Below are 16,506 nucleotides of genomic sequence, written 5' to 3' on the forward strand. Positions count from 1 at the left end.
ATCAGAATACGATTTGTTTTTTTCACCTCTGTAATGTATCACGGGCTAGAAAAAAGTTCTAATTTATTTTAGTGATAACACGTTTGAACGATATGTGTAGAAATCTAAAAAACAGAAAACAAAAAAACAGGATTAGGTAGCCCGATTGCTACTTAACCCTGTTTGGCATTCGAACCCATACCAATTCGCTTTTTATATTGAATCAGTTTGCGAGCGGATGTTTCAACAGGTAATCTTCAATCTGTCCGACTGTCTGTTTCAACACGCCGTCCTCGAACGGTGACTTGAGTCCAGCCAATTCGACGAGCTCGAGGAACGAGCGGCTGCCGCCGGCTTGGCAGAGCGTGAGATAGTCGCTCCACGCTGCCTCACGGTCCTCATGCATGCGCACCCAGAACTGGAAGGCGCACACTTGCGCGAGCGTGTAGTCGATATAGTAGAACGGGCTCTGGAAGATGTGTCCTTGTTGGTGCCACCAAGCGCCTGACTCGAGATAGTCGTTCGTCTCATAGTCGCGGTGCGGGAGATATACCTTCTCAAGGTCGCGCCATGCCTGGCGACGTTCAGCGGCCGTCATTCCTGGGTTGCGGTAGATGACGTGTTGGAACTCATCGACGAGGACACCGTACGGCAAGAACGTGATGCTTCCGGCCAAGTGATTGAACTTGTACTTGTCGACTTGATCGCCGAAGAACAGCTCCATCCATGGCCAGCAGAAGAACTCCATCGACATCGAGTGAATTTCACACGCCTCGTATGTCGGGAACGCATATTCCGGCGTCGTCAAGTGACGGCTCTCGTACACTTGGAAGGCGTGACCGACCTCATGCGTGAGCACGTCGATATCGCCGGCCGTCCCGTTGAAGTTTGAGAAGATGAACGGGAGACCTTCAGACGGGAGGTACGTGCAATAGCCGCCTCCGGCCTTGCCCGGTTTCGCCGTAAGATCGAGGGCGCCGCGCTGTTGCATGAATTGGAAGAACTCGTCCGTCTCTTTCGAGAGTTCACGGTACATCGTGTTCCCGCCTTCGATGATGAACGCCTCGTCACCCTGTGGCGTCGCGTTGCCATCTGGGAAGACGAACGACTCGTCGTAGTACGTGAGCGCATCGACATCGATCCGCTTCGCTTGCTTCTCTTTTAACGTCGTCGCGAGCGGGACGATGACGTCGCGCACTTGTTTGCGGAAGTTGTCGACTTTCGACTCGTCATAGCCGACACGTTGCATCCGGGCGTAACCGAGCTCAACGAACGACGGGAAGCCGAGCGCGTGAGCGATGTCGGTCCGGACGCGTACGAGTTCGCCGTAGATGCGGTCGAGTTCGTCCCCGTTGTCGGCGAGATATGTATAACGGGCCTCGGACGCCGCTTTTCGCACCGAACGGTCAGGGGATTGCAGATACGGGCCGAATTGGGACAAGTTGAGCGTCTTGCCGTCGAATTCGATTTGGGCCGCTGACATGACTTTCTGATAAGCGGTCGCCAATCGGTTCTCTTCCTGCAGTTTCGGGATGAGCGACTCTTCGAACGTCTTGAGCGCGCGCTCGGCAAGTTCGAACAACTGGCTGCCCCATTCCTGTTCGAGGTGGCTGCGTAGGTCGTGCTCGGTCAAAACGCGATAATACGCCTGCACTTCTTTTTCGTACACCGGCAAGGCATCGTCAAAGAACGTCTGCTCGGCCTCATAGAACGCATCGCGCGTGTCGATCGAGTGGCGGATCGAGACGAGCTGACTTTGCGTCTCGAATTCGTTCCGTTCCTGGTTGATTTGGCGAATCAATTCGTTCGCTTCCTCGAGTGTGCTCGCTTGTTGCAATTCGACTGAATAGTCCGACAATCGGCTGTTTAGAGCGTCCAAGTCGGGCCGTTCATATGACAATTTTGTGAAAGTCGTCATTGTAAGCGCCTCCATCATGTGAAATTTTTATAAAGTGTAAAAAGGGCTTGCAAAAGCGATTGCACACTCGTATTCTTACGATGTGTAAACGAATTCGCACTACCTTATTACAACTATACCGTTTATAGGGTAGGGATTGAAGAGGAAGCTTTTCGGGTATAAAAGCTAAGACTTTGATTAACAGAACATGTTGGAGGGATTAAGCTATGGGATTCTTTAAAAAACTATTCGGTGGTAAAGAAGAACAACTTAACGCGGTTTCACCGCTTACAGGGAAGGTCATTGACATCACGAACGTTCCTGACCAAGTGTTCTCGCAAAAGATGATGGGTGACGGCATCGCCGTCGAACCGACAGACGGCAAAGTCGTCTCACCGGTCAACGGTACAATCGCGACTGTCTTCCCGACAAAACATGCGATTGGCATTAACGCTGACAACGGTGCCGAGTACTTGATTCACATCGGTCTCGACACAGTCAACCTTAAAGGTGAAGGGTTCGAAACGCACGTGACAGAAGGTCAAGCAGTTAAAGCTGGCGATACGCTCGTCACTTTCGACCTCGACTTCATCAAAGCGAACGCGCCGTCGACGATCACACCGGTGATCATCACGAACCACGACAGCTTCGGCGTGAACAAACTCGTTGCTGAAGGCGACACGGTCACAGCCGGTTCTACAGAAGTCGTCGAATTGACGAAAAAATAAGTTGAAGATTTTACTCGGAGGCATACGCTTCCGAGTATTTTTTTATGGATTCGGGAACTATACTAAAAAGAGAGGGGGAGAGACACATGGATGGAAAGAACGCACCGTATCGGGGTTATGGGGATCGGATTCGAATTTTACGTGAGCGGGCTGGCATCTCGGTCGAGGCGCTCGCCGATCGCATCGGCGTCGCTCCGTACTTTATTCGCCGGACCGAACTGAGTGAGGTCTACCCGACGATGCCTTACATAGAGGCGCTCGCCGAGGCGCTCAAGATCGACGCGAATTATTTGGCCCGCCATATTTGGACGGGTGAATCGCTCAAAGTGCTCATGAAAGGGACGGTCCCGGAGCTCGAACAGATGAAGCTCGCCTACGACGAGGCGATGCACGGCAAGTCGACCGAGGACATGCAGCGGCAACTCGAGGCGCGTATGCGCATCTTTGACCTGATGCATGAGGAAGAACTCCGTCGCATCTTCGCCGAAGACGAGGAACCGACGTCACATCATGCGCTCGAGGCGCTCGTCGATGCTGTGCTCGACCTGGGACGCTCGCACGAACCGACGCATCGGATTGTGCCGTTCGCTCGCTATATCGAGCAGCTCGTACCGGACCAGTTCGTCGACAACTCGTTCCAATACACGGAGTTCGGGGTCGTCGATAAATCGTATAAATTGCAGTGAACAACACGGACTAAAAGTTCGTGTTTTTTTAATTTAGTTAGGGAGGAGGTATAGATATGGAGATGGTGGAAACAATGAAAAGCACTAGGGAGCAATTAGGTAAAAGTTATCGAAGTGCGGATAGTGAATTTAGAGATTTGATGTTTTATGGACAGAAATTAAGTAAACGAGAAAAAATGATGCTAACCCTTAAACTTGATGAACTACTTGATGCGTCGATGTTATATCATCAGCAAATTGGAAGGGAGCAGAGCAAAGGATAAATACAAAAGGAGCCAAGACGTTTTGTCTTGGCTCCTCGTGTGGGTATTAACGCGCCATGCGCGCGTCGTAGCGTACTTTCGGTCGTGTCCCGGCAAGTAGGAAGCCGAGCACGATATTGAGAATCGTGAGCACCCAGCCGACGTAACCGAACGTGTAGGCGAGGCTCGCGAGCATCGTCTGCCAGTCGAGTAAGGACGCGGCGTCACCACGAACGGTGAAGCGGATCGCGGTGAATCCGATGAGCGTCGTCGCTGTGATCAAGATGCCGATCCACGCGCCGCCGAATCGCGACGTCTCCGGACGCCGGCTGACCGGATACCAAAAAGCGAGCGTCCCGAGGAACGTGCTTCCTGCGTATGCGAGCAAGATTTGCCACAGCGCATCGGCGTCCAAGAAGACGGTATAACAGATGAACGTCGTGAGCGTCGTCATGAAAGTAAAGATTAAAGCTGCGAGTAATCGTGATCGCATAGTTCGTTTCCTCCTCATTTTGCACATTCTTTAGAGTATACGAAAACGAAAATGCTGTAAACGTTATTGTCGATTCTGTAATATTTGTCGCCATTGTTTAATCGCATTGTTGCCGTAGAACAAGACGCCGCCGCGATAAAATTTCGAGCCGACCCACAAAATCACACCGATTGTGGCAATCATGATACCGATTGATAACGCGACTTCCCACACTGGGACATCGACGAGCATGACGCGAAGGAACATGAGCATCGGCGTGAAGAACGGCACGTACGACAGAATCGTGACAATCGGTGCCTCCGGATTGTTCAAACCGAACATGGCGGCGAGGAACCCGGCGACGAGGAGCATGATGACCGGCATCGTCATTTGTTGCGACTCCTCGACCCGGCTGACGAGCGAGCCGAGCACGGCGAACATGGCCGCATAGAGCAGATAGCCGAGCGTGAAGAACGTCAACAGATAGACGACGGCGCGGACGTTGCCGGCGTTGTCGATGACCGACTGGGCCATCTCGTTGCTGCGGGCGCTGAAGTAACCGAAGCCGAGGAAGATGGCGATTTGGAGCAGGGCGAGTGTCCCGATGGCCGAGATTTTAGCGAGCATGTGTGTCACCGGATGCGTCGTCGAGATGATGAGCTCCATGACGCGCGACGATTTCTCGGTCGTGACCTCGGTCGAAATCATCGACCCGTACGTGATAATCGAGACGTAGAGCAACATGAGCATGACGTAGACGAAGGCGAACGACGAGAACAGCTCGTCCGAGTTCTCTCCGCCGCGGCCGAGATACGATTCCTCGACCGTCACGGGCTCATTCAACGCCGCGAGGACGGTCGGATCGATGTTCGACGCCTCAATCAGTTCGGCGTTCCGGACTTCGCGTAGCGCCGTCTGTAACACCGTCGTGAAATCCGGTTCCGGCCGTTCCGATAAAACGCGGGCCGAATCCCCTTCGATGAAGGCGACGATCTCATAGTCGCCGTTATCGAGCCCAGCGCGCGCTTCGGACTCGGAGATCGCGGACGATTCGATGTCCTCATAACCGAGCGACTGCATGAGCGTCGTCAGTTCATTATTGTCGGTGACGAGGATGGCTTGCGCCTGGTCTGTGTCCTCGAAATTCGCGAGCAATCGGTCGATGTTCGTGAAACCGAAGATGAACAGAATCGTCAACAGCGTCGAGATGAGGAACGCCTTCGAGCGCAGTTTCGAGCGTAACGTGAACGAGTAAAGTGGTCCGAAGTTATGAAACATGTTGGCCGACCTCCTTGATGAAGATGTCGTTTAATGAGACGGGCTGGCGCATGAACGTCTTGATGGCGGCCCCGTTCGCCACGAGGGCACCGAGCACCGCATCGCTGTCGTCGAACGAGTCGAGCCGAACGAAATGGCCGTCCTTATGTGGTTCGACCGCCCGGACGACCGGGAGGGCTTGAAGCAGGTCCGGGCGATCGGTCTCGATGAATAGTACCGGCTCCTCGTAACGAGTTTTGATCGTCGGGACGTCGCCGCTGACGACGGCACGGCCGCCTTTCAAAATGCCGATATGTTGGCACAGCTCTTCGACGTGTTCCATCCGGTGACTGGAGAAGACGATTGTCGTCCCGGCGTCACGGAGGGCGAGCACTTCACGTTTTAAAATCTCGACGTTGACCGGGTCGAGCCCGCTGAACGGTTCATCGAGAATAAGCAGTTCCGGGTTGTGGAGCAGGGCGGCCACGAGTTGAATCTTCTGTTGGTTCCCTTTTGACAGTTGTTCGACGCGCATCGTCTCATACTGAGGGATCTCGAGCCGTTCGAGCCACGTCTTGACGGCCCGCTTCGCCTCGGCCTGCCGCATGCCTTTCAGGCTAGCCAAGAAGACGAGCTGGTCACGGACGGGTGACTTCGGATAAAGGCCCCGTTCTTCCGGCAAATAGCCGACGATGCGATGATCGACGTTGCGGCCGTCCCACGTAATCGTCCCGGCACTCGGTTTGAGGATGTCGAGAATCATGCGGAACGTCGTCGTCTTACCGGCGCCGTTCGCCCCGAGCAGCCCGAACATCTCGCCTTTTGGGACATGAAAGCTCAAGTCGTCGACGGCCGTGAAGTCGCCGAACTGCTTCGAGACACGATCAATTTGTAACGTCATAGAATGTACCTCCTTATAGGTGTCTACTAGTAGCGTACGCCATGTTGAGCAAAAAGTTTCACATTTCTTCAAAAATGATTTATCTTGAAATCAAGATAATAAAAAGGAGGACATGACATGACGAAGCAATCAGCGGGTATCCATCACATCTCGGCGATGGTGAAAGACCCACAACGTACATTAGATTTTTATGGGAATGTCCTCGGACTTCGATTCGTCAAACAGACGGTCAACTTCGACGACCCGGGCACGTATCACCTCTACTTCGGGGACGAGCAAGGAGCGCCGGGGACGGTCATCACGTTCTTCCCAATCCCTGGGATCGGCAAAGGTAGCGTCGGCAGCGGACAGGTCGGGGTCACGGCCTATCTCGTCCCGGAAGGCAGTCTGTTGTTCTGGGAGAAACGATTGAACGACCATGGCGTCGGTACGGTCGCGACCGAGCGCTTCGGCGAGCCGTCGCTCCTGTTTGAAGACCCGGACGGACTCGTCGTCGAGCTTGTTGCCCGGACCAGTACGAAACAGACAAGTTGGGTCGTGCCGGGCGTGACATCACGCGAGGCGATTGTTGGTTTTGCCGGGGCGACGTTGTTGTCGAAAGACCCGGAGGCGACGGTTCGCCTGTTGACGGGGCTGCTTGGCTTTGAGACGGTAGGGGAAGATTCAGAATGGATTCGCCTTGAGGCGACGGCCGACTACGGCAACGTCATCGACGTGAAAAAGACCATCCTGCCGAACGGGTTTCCTGGTTCGGGGACGGTCCATCATATCGCCTGGCGCATCAATGATGGGGAAGACTATGCCTCATGGCAAGACGCCATCTTCGAGCTCGGGCTACGCCCGACCGAAGTGAAAGAGCGTCATTATTTCCGCTCGGTCTACTTCCATGACGGCGGCCGGATTCTTCATGAACTGGCGACCGACGCCCCTGGCTTTTTGATCGATGAGAGCTTGGAGGGCCTCGGCTCGACACTCAAACTTCCGGCTTGGTTCGAACAAGACCGCGAGGCGATCACTCGCACGTTACCGACGATTACAATCCCGAGAGGAGACATGACATGATTCATCAATTCATCAAAGGCACGACCGAGACGACACTCGTTTTATTGCACGGAACAGGAGGGACAGAACAGGACTTGATTCCGCTCGCTCGAATCCTCGCCCCGGAGGCGAACATTTTGACGCTACGCGGGGATGTCCTCGAGAACGGCATGTCTCGCTTCTTCCGCCGTCACGCGGAAGGCGTCCTCGACCTCGAGGACTTGAAGAAACAGACGGAACGGTTCTTGACGTTCTTGGATGACGCCACGACAGAGTACGGCATTGACCGGGACAAGATGATTCCGCTCGGTTATTCGAACGGCGCCAACTTGATCGGCTCGGCGCTGTACCGACAAAACGCATTCCACGCGTCGCTCTTGTTCCACCCGATGGTCCCGGACCGCTCGCTCACGTTACCGGACCTCGCTGGTGCGAACGTGTTCATCTCGGCCGGGGAGCGTGACCCGATTTGCCCGAAAACAGAAACAGAAGAGCTCACGTCGACGCTACGGGGTGCCGGAGCGGACGTCGAACTCTTCTATCACGGAGGTGGGCACGAGCTGCGCATGGAAGAAGTCGAGGCAGCTCGGGCATGGCTAGAACCGTTCCTCGGTTAAGCCATCTTCTTCGGTTTCGGTGGTCTCGAATAGACGACGAGCACACCTCGATCAATCAAATAGGCGGCGAACAGACGTTTCGCCTCTTCAGAACGAACGGTTCGGTCGATTTGGATATACAATCGGCCGAGCTTTTTTTGTGACGTGCGGGTCAATAACCAGATGGAGTCGAGCGTGTACTGCCAACCGCGGAGCGTATCCGCGCCGATGTACATATACCGGTTCGACGTGCGCTCAAGCAAGTAATTGAGCCACCAGACGTCCCGGGCGAGCTTCATGGCGACACCGATGAAGAACGAGATGAACACGAACGACAGGACAGACAGAATCGGATGGATGGCGGTAAATCGTTCCCGGATGGGTTCGAAGGCGACGATGAGCAGTCCGACGGAAAAGGCGCCGGTGAACCACCAAAATCCGAAGTTAGAGAATGAACGTTTCGGGTCATGCACCATATGATGACGGTTACGGATGACGGAAGCCATTCTCCACACCTCCTTTTATTAGAATATTCTGATTATTTAGTAAGACTACTATACTATACTGTACCCACTCTCGTCTATTTGAATACGCGCGAAACGTGCTCTAGCTTGAAGATTTCTTGACGTTTCGGCTTGCGGAGGGCAAATCCGGGGAATGATGACAGTGACGTCATCATTTTTTTGTGGAATCGTAATTTCGCCGGCTCAAAAAATCGGCTATGATGGATGAGGCAAAAAAGAGAGAACATCAGAAAACTAATCAGAACTAGAGGGAAAGACATGCGAAATCATTGGTACGATAATATTAAAGGCGTGCTCGTCTTGCTCGTCGTGTTCGGTCACTTGTTGACCGACGTGCGCGGCGCGTATGACGACATCCTGCCAAAATGGGTCTATTTATTTTTATACACGTTCCACATGCCGTTGTTCATCATGTTGAGTGGTTACTTCTTCCGGGAGAACCGTTATTTGCGCGTCATCCAGTTGTTCGTCGTCTACGTCATCTGGCAAGTGATTCTCGGCTCGTGGTTCGCCTTCACCGAGGGCATCCCGCTCTTATCACTCGAGAACCCTGCACTGAACATCTTGACGCCGTATTGGGCGCTCTGGTATTTGATGGCGATTATCATCTGGTACGTCATCACCCCGTACGTGACACAATTGAAAGGATACGTGCTGTTCGCGCTCTTGTTCGCGCTCCTGTTCGGCTTCCAAGCTGAGTCGACTGGGTTCTTCGCGCTCCGAAAAGTCATCATGTTCTATCCGTTCTTCTTGATCGGGAACTGGATGAGCGAACGGAACACGTTGAACTTCTTTGAATTGCCGAAGCGGGCCGAGCAACGCAACCGTTACCGAATTGGCGGTTTTGCCGTCTTCACGACGCTCACGCTCGGGCTGCTCGCCTCGATGAGTTTCCAACAGGAGGGTACGTTCTATCATATCGGTAACTTGTTCAAATTCCGGTTCGCCTATGAATCGGCGGTGCCGGAGGCGATTTGGAGCGGGCCGTTCGCTTTCTTGATCGTCTACACGGTGTCGATTCTTATGGCGATCAGCTTCGCCTTGATGATTCCAGGGCGTGAACTGCCGGTGTTCACCCGGGCCGGGAAGTATAGTCTCTACGTCTATTTGGTGCACGTCTTCCTCGTCGTCGCCTGGAAGGCGTTCATCCCAGCCGGTTTCATGCCGACGTCGTGGCTCCAATTGCTCGTCTTGTTCGGCGTCGCCTTCTTGATCGTCCTGGTCATTATCAGCCCACCGGTCGTCAAGTTGTTGAAGCCGCTCGTCGAAATCGACGTTCGCCGTGCCCAAGATGTGAAGGACGTGAAATCGTAAACCCTTTTCTAAATGGCGGTTTTCCGCTACACTTTAAGATGGGAAGCGAAACTAGAGTTAAGGAAGTGACACCATGCCATACGAAAATGGAATGCACAGCACTGAAGGAGACGTCAACGTCTCACGCCACGTCGTGGAAATGATCGCCGCTGTCGCGGTCAAAGAGACGAAATACGTGTCGTTCACACAAGAAGATACGAAATTGTCAGAGCGCGCGCTCATGAAGCATGTCAAAGTCGACGAGTCGTCAGAAGGCGTCACAATCAACTTGTCACTTTACATCGCGTACGGTCAATCGATCGTCAAGACGGTGACGGCCGTGCAAGAACGCATCACGCAAGACATGGACACGATGCTTGCCATGACACCGTTATCGGTGAACGTGAAAGTCGTCGGAATCCAATTATAAGTCGTGGGAGAAGCACCTGCTTCTCCTGCTTTTTTATTTTTTTGCGAAAGCGGTTGCATGATGATGGCTTTTTCATTTATAATAGAAATCGAACAAGTGCAACCGTTTGCATCAATGACCAATCGTGCAACGGGTACTTGTCAAGTTCCCTTAATGTAGTCTGACGACAGAAGCATTAGAAGGAAAGGCGGAAAGCATGTATGTCGACGATTGAAGCAGTCATTTTTGATTTGGACGGTGTCATCACTGACACCGCGGAGTACCATTACCTCGCTTGGAAACAACTTGGAGAAGAGCTCGATATTCCGTTTGACCGCGAGTTCAATGAGACGCTAAAAGGCGTGAGTCGGACGGACTCGCTCGAGCGCATCCTCGCGCTCGGTGGAAGACAGGACGATTTCACACCGGATGAAAAAGCGGAACTCGCACAGAAGAAGAACGAGCATTACGTTGAACTCATTCAACACATCTCTTCAGCCGACTTGTTGCCGGGCATCATTTCATTCCTCGATGAAATTAAAGAGGCTGGTCTCAAAATCGGAATGGCTTCGGCTTCTAAAAACGCATTCGCGGTCGTAGACGCACTTGGTGTCCGTCATTACTTCGATCACATTGTCGATGCAGCAACTGTCGCCGAATCAAAACCACATCCCGAAGTGTTTTTGAAGGCTGCCTCTGCCCTTGGCGTGAAACCCGAACATGCCATCGGCGTTGAAGACGCAGCTGCAGGCGTAACTGCAATCAAAGCGGCAAACATGTTTGCTGTCGCCGTCGGGGAAGAGTCGATGCTCGGTCATGCAGACCTCATCGTTTCTTCGACCGATGAACTCTCGCTCGCACGCATCCTCGAACGCGTCGGCGCGTAAAGACTACGATCATCTTCCGTGAGATGACGACTGCCCCGAACAGTCGTCATCTTTTTGTGTTGGTCCAAAAGACCTAAAATAGATAGAAATGCCTAAAAATAGATGACAAGTACATTACAAAACCGTTACACTTTTATATGGGAACAAGTAATAACTGGTAATAATTGATGAATTTGGGTGATGGGGAACATCAATTAGGTGTAGAGGAGGATTTGTGCATGGAATCTACAAACGTGAATGAAAATATTTATCGGGAACTGATGGAGATCGAAGAGTCGTATCGCCAGCTGCAACGCAGGGCCGAGTATTTGATTTCGGAACTGAACCGGAACAAGCGGGAAGAAGAATCGCTACTCGATCCGTCAAAACGAATGCGCCCACGTCGCGTCAATCAACGTTATCCGCTCGAGGTCTATGTCCATCAGGTAACAGACCTGTTGAAGGAACGGAAGACGATGAGCGTGCGGGACATTCAAATGGAGCTCGAGTTGCGTTATCGTCACCACATTAGCAATATTTACCAGCTAATGGTGAAAATCGAGTCCGTCAATCCTGACATCAAAAAAGTAGGACGCGGGTTATATACATACGAAGCCACGGATGACGTGACGACGCACCCGGCCCACGCCTGACCAGACCCGACGAGATTCACTCGTCGGGATTTTTTGTTGTAACATTTCTGATACGTCTCGCCTCACGGGAAATATGCTATAATTCGCCAGAGTCTATTTTTTTATGAGAGAGGAACGTTGGCCCATGTTATGGATTGCCATGTTGGTCAGTTTTGTGATGGCCATCTTAATCACGCCGCTCGTTCGCCGGTTTGCTTTTCTGATCGGAGCGGTCGATCACCCGAACGCCCGAAAAGTACATTTACGGACGATGCCACGGATCGGCGGCCTCGCCATCTTCATCGCTTTCTTTATCGGCTATGCGCTCCTATTGCCGACGAGCCGTTATAACGATGCCATCTTGATTGGGGCGGTCGTCATCCTGTTGACCGGTTTGATTGATGATCGCTTCCAACTGACGGCCCGCGTCAAACTGATGGGCCAGATGATCGCGACCGTCATCGTCTTGAACTCAGGCATGCGCATCGAATTGATTAACCTGCCGTTCGACCAACAGCTGTATCTCGGTTCGTGGAGCATCCCGGTGACGGTGCTCTGGCTGATCGGCATCACGAACGCCATCAACTTGATCGACGGTCTCGACGGACTCGCCGCCGGGGTCTCGAGCATCGCCCTCGGGACGATCGCGCTGCTCGCAATCATCCAAGGGAACGTTTATTTGACGATGATGGCGCTGTTGCTCCTGGCGAGCACGCTCGGCTTTCTCGTCCATAACTTCTATCCAGCGAAGATATTCATGGGCGACACCGGGGCGCTCTTCCTCGGCTATATGCTCGCCGTCTTCTCCTTGATCGGATTCAAGAACGTGACGCTGTTCTCGCTCGTCGTCCCGGTCCTCTTGCTCGGTCTGCCGATCTCGGACACGATTTTTGCGATCGTCCGTCGGCTCGTGCAAGGGCGTCCGCCGATGTCGCCTGATAAGTCGCATATGCATCACCAGTTGATCGATATGGGCTTCACGACGCGGCAAGCCGTCCTGCTCATGTATGGGATGACGTTCTTCTTCGGCATCGCCTCGATTCTGTTCGCGAAGACGACGATGCTCGGAGCCATCATCACGTTCGTCATCGTCCTGATCGTCATCGAGCTGATCGTCGAGTCGACCGAGTTGATTCACCCGAACTATAAGCCGATTATCCAGACGTCCCGGCGTCTGCTCGGACGACCGAAGACATGAAGCATCAACAAAAGCCCAAGGACATCGTGTCCTTGGGCTTTTGTTTGGTCAGTAGGTCGTCGTTTCGCTGAAACCGTCTTCTGTTTCATTCAAACCGTCGCCGGTCCCGTTGTCACGATCTTCCGCCGTGAGCGGGAGGCCGAGCTCGGTCTTCAAGAGCGAGCGCTTCTCACTCAAGTCGGCCGGGTCGAGCTCGTAATAGTAGACGCCGCCGAGCGTCAAGTCGCCGCCTGCGAGCGTCTCCTGGTTGAACGAGCGGAGCGACTTCGTGTACGGCTGCAGCTGGGACGCCTCGGAGAGGGACATGTTCGTTCGGATGTTATCGCCGACCGCATTCATGATCCGGTTTAGCTTCGTGAACGAATTGATCGTCGTCGCCTCGTTGATGATGGCCTCGAGCACTTGCTGTTGACGTTTCGCCCGTCCGACGTCGCCTTCAGGGTCGTCTTTGCGCATGCGCGCGTAGGCGAGCGCTTCCTTGCCGTCTAGCGTCTGGACGCCCGGTTCGAGCTCGACGTTGCCGGTCGCCCGCCCGGAGATTGGGACGAGCACATCGACCTCGACGCCGCCGACCGCATCGACGAGATCCTCGATGCCATCAAAGTTGATCGTCGCGTAATAGTCGATCGGGATGTCGAACAGCTTCTCGACCGTCGCGATCGTCGTGTCGATGCCACCGTAAGCGTAGGCGTGGTTGATCTTGTCCTTGAACTCGCCATCGGTCGTGACGATGTCGACATACGAGTCGCGCGGGATGCTGACGAGCGTCACTTGGCGCGATTCCTTGTTGAACGTCGCCACCATGAGCGAGTCGGTCCGTCCTTCTTCGAGCGAGGCGCCGCCATCGACACCGGCGAGTAAGACGGAGAAGTGATCTTTCGTCAAATCGACCGTCTCTTCACGTCGGTCCGACTTGTCCCCCCGTGTCAGTTCGCTGTTCGTGTTCTCCGCCGTCTCGTTCGCCTTATAGACGAAGTAGCCGAAGGCCGACCCGCCGATCAGTAAGACGAGGCCGAGCACGAGCAGTACGATTTTCCACACGGGACGTTTCTTGCGGGAGTCTTGTTCCATGTCGTCTCCTCATTTCATTCGTTTCCTTTAGTATACGTGACCTACCGCACAAAATCACGTTCGATGATACGTTGGTCCTGGGTCTCGAGTCCTCCTTGGCCGTTCGTCAAATCGACCAGCCAGGCGAGGGCGGCCTCGGTCTCCTCGACCGGCACCGAGATGTGGAACGTGACGGTGTCCGCGTAGACGATGTCGTCGAGAAGGTACGACGATTGCCGCAGCTCGTTCTCGACCTTGCCGATCCAGCCGTAATCGACCGTGAGCGTCAACCGTTGCATCGGGATGCGTTCGACGATGCCGACCGCGTCGAGCCCTTCGCTCACCGTGCCGCCATAGGCGCGGATGAGTCCGCCACCGCCGAGCTTGATGCCGCCGAAGTAGCGGGTGACGACGACAACCGTGTCCTTCAACTCGCGTTTACGGAGCACCTCGAGCATCGGCAGCCCGGCCGTTCCGCTCGGCTCGCCGTCATCGTTCGCTTTTTGGAACTCGTTCCGTTCGCCGATGATATAGGCCGAACAGTTGTGGTTGGCGCTCCAGTGCGCCTTTTTGATGGCTTGAATGAACGCCTGCGCCTCGTCCTCGGACGTCACGCGTTTGAAGTGGGCGATAAATTTTGACTTTTGAATGACGACCTCGTATTCTCCGTCTTGTTTTATAGTATAATTTTGTTCAGCAGACATTTCTGAAAATTCTCCTTTCTATTTTTGAATATTTTTTTTAAAATTCAAGTAGGCGTCAACGCCAGTTGCGGCGAAATGGAAGGAGAGCCTCCAAGTTTTACTGTAAACGAACGTTCCGCAGACGATAATAGGAATAGATGAGGACTTACTACCGAATTATTAGGGGATGGCATCGTGAATCATATTACCGATCGTACAGCTTTAGAACATATCATAACAAATATGATTGATACGGTGACGGAAAGTAAAGAGGAGATCGTCCGGATTACCGAGAGTTCGGCCAACGAGTATTCGTTGATCCAGAACGAACTGAAAGAGTTGACGCAAAAGATCGAGTTTTACATCGAGGAGTCGGAACGGCTCGACCTGCTCGTGAAAGCGGCGAAGAACAAACTCGTCCAAGTGAGCAAGAAGTTTCATATACATAGCGAGCAAGAGATTCGGGAGGCGTACGAACGCGCCAACCAGATGCAGCTCGAGCGTTTTCTCATCCAAAAGGAAGAGATGGCCGGCCAACAGCGTCGCAACGACCTCGAACGCCGCCTGCTCATCCTCGAGGACACGATCGAGCGGGCCGACAAGCTCGTCAGCCGCGTCTCCGTCGTGCTGAACTTCCTGCGGGACGACCTGCAGCAAGAGTATTCGGACATGATGAAGAAGCAAGAGATGGCGATCAGCGTCTTTGAGGCGGCCGAACGCGAACGGCGCCACCTCGCCCGTGAGATGCACGACGGACCAGCGCAATCGCTTGCCCACATCTTGATTCGGGCCGATTTGATCGAGAAGACGTACGACAAGCGGGGGAAAGACGAGGCGTTCGCCGAACTGCACGAGCTGAAACGCCTCATCCGCGGCGCGCTCGTCGACGTCCGGCGACTCATCTACGACCTTCGTCCGATGTCGCTTGACGACCTCGGTTTCTTGCCGACGCTCGAACGCTATCTCCATCAGACGGAAGAGTACACGGCCATCAAGACCCGGCTCAACTACCGGGGCTCGCGGGCCCGTCTCCCCGAACGATTGGAGATCAACGTGTTCCGGCTCGTCCAAGAGGCAGTCCAAAACGCGATCAAACATTCGAAGACGGCGGAGATTATCGTCAACGTCGAGCAAGCGCATGATGCGATACATATTCATGTACGCGACCATGGGGTCGGATTCGTGCCGAGTTCGATTGGCGAAGAGTCATTCGGGATCGTTGGGATGCGAGAACGGATCGAGCTTGTGAACGGAAGCATGACCATTGATTCGGAAGTCGGCAAAGGGACGGTCGTCCGTATGTCGATTCCGATCACGTAAGACAAGAACAAGGGGGAGTATCCAGATGGAACAATTACAAACACGCATCGCGATTGTGGATGACCATGAGCTGTTTCGAGAAGGCTTGAAACGGATTTTTGATTTAGAGGACGAGTTCACGGTCGTCGCCGAAGGGCGTACCGGAATCGAGGCGATTCGCATCGCCGCGGACCACAAGCCGGAAATCTTGATTCTCGACATCAACATGCCCGAATTGAACGGGATTGAGGCGACGAAGCAGTTGTCCGTGCTCTCACCAGAGACGCGCGTCCTCATCCTGTCGATTCACGACGATGAGTCGTACATCACGCATGCACTCGAAGCCGGGGCATCTGGGTTCTTGCTCAAAGAAGTCGCATCGACCGAGCTCATCTCGGCCGTGCGCTCGGTCGCGAAGGACGGGGCATACTTGCACCCGAAAGTGACGACGAACGTCTTGAAAGAGTACCGTCGCTTGCTCCAATTCAAAGGCGAACAGGCCGGCCGTAACGTCGAGAGCCGTACTGACGATCCCGTCTACCAATTGCTGTCACGCCGTGAGGTCGAAGTGTTGCACTTGCTCGCCGAGGGCCGTTCGAACCGCGATATTAGCGACATGCTGTTCATCAGTGAGAAGACGGTCAAAAACCACGTCTCATCGGTGCTTCGCAAGATGGAAGTGAACGACCGTACGCAAGCCGTCGTCGATGCCATCCGTCGCGGATGGGTTGAGATTTGACCCCGACCGATGCA

19 protein-coding genes are annotated in these 16,506 nt (G+C 53.7%); 12 read left to right on the forward strand and 7 right to left on the reverse strand.

Going from position 1 to position 16,506, the window contains the following annotated elements:
• Positions 1–202: 202 nt before the first annotated feature.
• Positions 203–1,897, reverse strand: coding sequence for a M3 family oligoendopeptidase (locus tag M467_RS22950; protein WP_021066525.1), 1,695 nt, complete (start codon positions 1,895–1,897; stop codon positions 203–205).
• 206 nt (positions 1,898–2,103) lie between these two features.
• On the opposite strand from M467_RS22950, the gene M467_RS22955 reads away from it, so the two are divergent.
• The 3 genes from M467_RS22955 to M467_RS22965 all read left to right on the forward strand — a co-directional run bounded on the left by M467_RS22955 (position 2,104) and on the right by M467_RS22965 (position 3,553).
• On the forward strand, positions 2,104–2,604 hold the full coding sequence (locus M467_RS22955) for a PTS sugar transporter subunit IIA (RefSeq protein WP_021066526.1): 501 nt from the start codon (positions 2,104–2,106) through the stop codon (positions 2,602–2,604).
• A gap of 86 nt (positions 2,605–2,690) precedes the next feature.
• Positions 2,691–3,290 carry a helix-turn-helix domain-containing protein gene (locus tag M467_RS22960; RefSeq protein ID WP_021066527.1) on the forward strand — a complete coding sequence of 200 codons (600 nt, stop codon included), beginning with the start codon at positions 2,691–2,693 and terminating at the stop codon, positions 3,288–3,290.
• A gap of 56 nt (positions 3,291–3,346) precedes the next feature.
• Positions 3,347–3,553 (forward strand): hypothetical protein, encoded by a 207-nt coding sequence (locus M467_RS22965; protein WP_021066528.1) that lies wholly within the window; start codon positions 3,347–3,349, stop codon positions 3,551–3,553.
• A gap of 46 nt (positions 3,554–3,599) precedes the next feature.
• Here M467_RS22965 and M467_RS22970 read toward each other — a convergent pair whose 3' ends face one another.
• From M467_RS22970 to M467_RS22980, 3 genes are all read right to left on the reverse strand, one after another.
• A complete protein-coding gene (locus M467_RS22970) occupies positions 3,600–4,025 on the reverse strand; it encodes a hypothetical protein (RefSeq protein ID WP_021066529.1) in 426 nt (141 codons plus the stop codon).
• A 63-nt stretch (positions 4,026–4,088) separates the two neighbouring features.
• Complete coding sequence (locus M467_RS22975; protein ID WP_021066530.1) at positions 4,089–5,282, reverse strand: ABC transporter permease; 1,194 nt, start codon at positions 5,280–5,282, stop codon at positions 4,089–4,091.
• Positions 5,272–6,162 (reverse strand): ABC transporter ATP-binding protein, encoded by an 891-nt coding sequence (locus tag M467_RS22980; protein WP_021066531.1) that lies wholly within the window; start codon positions 6,160–6,162, stop codon positions 5,272–5,274. Before M467_RS22980 ends, M467_RS22975 begins: the two co-directional genes overlap by 11 nt.
• A gap of 117 nt (positions 6,163–6,279) precedes the next feature.
• Between M467_RS22980 and M467_RS22985 the strand changes: the two genes are divergently transcribed.
• Complete coding sequence (locus M467_RS22985) at positions 6,280–7,224, forward strand: VOC family protein (RefSeq protein WP_021066532.1); 945 nt, start codon at positions 6,280–6,282, stop codon at positions 7,222–7,224.
• A complete protein-coding gene (locus M467_RS22990) occupies positions 7,221–7,820 on the forward strand; it encodes an alpha/beta hydrolase (protein ID WP_021066533.1) in 600 nt (199 codons plus the stop codon). Before M467_RS22985 ends, M467_RS22990 begins: the two co-directional genes overlap by 4 nt.
• Here M467_RS22990 and M467_RS22995 read toward each other — a convergent pair.
• Positions 7,817–8,305, reverse strand: coding sequence for a hypothetical protein (locus M467_RS22995; RefSeq protein WP_021066534.1), 489 nt, complete (start codon positions 8,303–8,305; stop codon positions 7,817–7,819). The genes M467_RS22990 and M467_RS22995 overlap by 4 nt on opposite strands.
• 276 nt (positions 8,306–8,581) lie before the next feature.
• Here M467_RS22995 and M467_RS23000 point away from each other — a divergent pair, with 276 nt between their 5' ends.
• The 5 genes from M467_RS23000 to M467_RS23020 all read left to right on the forward strand — a co-directional run bounded on the left by M467_RS23000 (position 8,582) and on the right by M467_RS23020 (position 12,721).
• Positions 8,582–9,637, forward strand: a complete 1,056-nt coding sequence (locus M467_RS23000; protein WP_021066535.1) for an acyltransferase family protein — start codon at positions 8,582–8,584, stop codon at positions 9,635–9,637.
• A 73-nt stretch (positions 9,638–9,710) separates the two neighbouring features.
• Positions 9,711–10,046, forward strand: coding sequence for an Asp23/Gls24 family envelope stress response protein (locus M467_RS23005; RefSeq protein WP_021066536.1), 336 nt, complete (start codon positions 9,711–9,713; stop codon positions 10,044–10,046).
• Between the two features lie 200 nt (positions 10,047–10,246).
• Complete coding sequence (gene pgmB, locus M467_RS23010; protein WP_021066537.1) at positions 10,247–10,912, forward strand: beta-phosphoglucomutase; 666 nt, start codon at positions 10,247–10,249, stop codon at positions 10,910–10,912.
• 218 nt (positions 10,913–11,130) lie between these two features.
• Positions 11,131–11,544, forward strand: coding sequence for a Rok-like winged helix domain-containing protein (locus M467_RS23015; protein ID WP_021066538.1), 414 nt, complete (start codon positions 11,131–11,133; stop codon positions 11,542–11,544).
• A 124-nt stretch (positions 11,545–11,668) separates the two neighbouring features.
• Positions 11,669–12,721: a glycosyltransferase family 4 protein gene (locus tag M467_RS23020; RefSeq protein ID WP_021066539.1), complete on the forward strand. Its 1,053-nt coding sequence runs from the start codon at positions 11,669–11,671 to the stop codon at positions 12,719–12,721.
• Positions 12,722–12,769: 48 nt separating this feature from the next.
• On the opposite strand, the gene M467_RS23025 is transcribed toward M467_RS23020, so the two are convergent.
• Both M467_RS23025 and M467_RS23030 read right to left on the reverse strand, forming a co-directional pair.
• On the reverse strand, positions 12,770–13,792 hold the full coding sequence (locus M467_RS23025) for an LCP family protein (protein WP_021066540.1): 1,023 nt from the start codon (positions 13,790–13,792) through the stop codon (positions 12,770–12,772).
• Between the two features lie 41 nt (positions 13,793–13,833).
• Positions 13,834–14,475 (reverse strand): YigZ family protein, encoded by a 642-nt coding sequence (locus M467_RS23030; protein ID WP_021066541.1) that lies wholly within the window; start codon positions 14,473–14,475, stop codon positions 13,834–13,836.
• Positions 14,476–14,649: 174 nt separating this feature from the next.
• On the opposite strand from M467_RS23030, the gene M467_RS23035 reads away from it, so the two are divergent.
• Positions 14,650–15,774, forward strand: coding sequence for a sensor histidine kinase (locus M467_RS23035; RefSeq protein ID WP_021066542.1), 1,125 nt, complete (start codon positions 14,650–14,652; stop codon positions 15,772–15,774).
• Between the two features lie 25 nt (positions 15,775–15,799).
• The gene (locus M467_RS23040; protein WP_021066543.1) at positions 15,800–16,492 is read left to right on the forward strand and encodes a response regulator transcription factor; all 693 of its coding nucleotides are present in this window, start codon (positions 15,800–15,802) and stop codon (positions 16,490–16,492) included.
• Positions 16,493–16,506 lie beyond the last annotated feature (14 nt).

Source organism: Exiguobacterium chiriqhucha RW-2, assembly GCF_000416965.1.
Classification (GTDB): Bacteria; Bacillota; Bacilli; order Exiguobacteriales; family Exiguobacteriaceae; genus Exiguobacterium; species Exiguobacterium chiriqhucha.

Excerpts from the sequence above, each read along its gene's own strand:
- M467_RS23025 (WP_021066540.1), bottom strand. The coding sequence starts at position 13,792 with ATGGAACAAGACTCCCGCAAGAAACGTCCCGTGTGGAAAATCGTACTG.
- M467_RS22980 (WP_021066531.1), bottom strand. The coding sequence starts at position 6,162 with ATGACGTTACAAATTGATCGTGTCTCGAAGCAGTTCGGCGACTTCACG.
- M467_RS22965 (WP_021066528.1), top strand. The coding sequence starts at position 3,347 with ATGGAGATGGTGGAAACAATGAAAAGCACTAGGGAGCAATTAGGTAAA.
- M467_RS22970 (WP_021066529.1), bottom strand. The coding sequence starts at position 4,025 with ATGCGATCACGATTACTCGCAGCTTTAATCTTTACTTTCATGACGACG.
- M467_RS23040 (WP_021066543.1), top strand. The coding sequence starts at position 15,800 with ATGGAACAATTACAAACACGCATCGCGATTGTGGATGACCATGAGCTG.
- M467_RS22990 (WP_021066533.1), top strand. The coding sequence starts at position 7,221 with ATGATTCATCAATTCATCAAAGGCACGACCGAGACGACACTCGTTTTA.
- M467_RS22985 (WP_021066532.1), top strand. The coding sequence starts at position 6,280 with ATGACGAAGCAATCAGCGGGTATCCATCACATCTCGGCGATGGTGAAA.
- M467_RS23005 (WP_021066536.1), top strand. The coding sequence starts at position 9,711 with ATGCCATACGAAAATGGAATGCACAGCACTGAAGGAGACGTCAACGTC.
- M467_RS23030 (WP_021066541.1), bottom strand. The coding sequence starts at position 14,475 with ATGTCTGCTGAACAAAATTATACTATAAAACAAGACGGAGAATACGAG.
- pgmB (WP_021066537.1), top strand. The coding sequence starts at position 10,247 with ATGTCGACGATTGAAGCAGTCATTTTTGATTTGGACGGTGTCATCACT.
- M467_RS23020 (WP_021066539.1), top strand. The coding sequence starts at position 11,669 with ATGTTATGGATTGCCATGTTGGTCAGTTTTGTGATGGCCATCTTAATC.
- M467_RS22950 (WP_021066525.1), bottom strand. The coding sequence starts at position 1,897 with ATGACGACTTTCACAAAATTGTCATATGAACGGCCCGACTTGGACGCT.
- M467_RS22960 (WP_021066527.1), top strand. The coding sequence starts at position 2,691 with ATGGATGGAAAGAACGCACCGTATCGGGGTTATGGGGATCGGATTCGA.
- M467_RS23015 (WP_021066538.1), top strand. The coding sequence starts at position 11,131 with ATGGAATCTACAAACGTGAATGAAAATATTTATCGGGAACTGATGGAG.
- M467_RS22975 (WP_021066530.1), bottom strand. The coding sequence starts at position 5,282 with ATGTTTCATAACTTCGGACCACTTTACTCGTTCACGTTACGCTCGAAA.
- M467_RS22955 (WP_021066526.1), top strand. The coding sequence starts at position 2,104 with ATGGGATTCTTTAAAAAACTATTCGGTGGTAAAGAAGAACAACTTAAC.
- M467_RS23000 (WP_021066535.1), top strand. The coding sequence starts at position 8,582 with ATGCGAAATCATTGGTACGATAATATTAAAGGCGTGCTCGTCTTGCTC.
- M467_RS22995 (WP_021066534.1), bottom strand. The coding sequence starts at position 8,305 with ATGGCTTCCGTCATCCGTAACCGTCATCATATGGTGCATGACCCGAAA.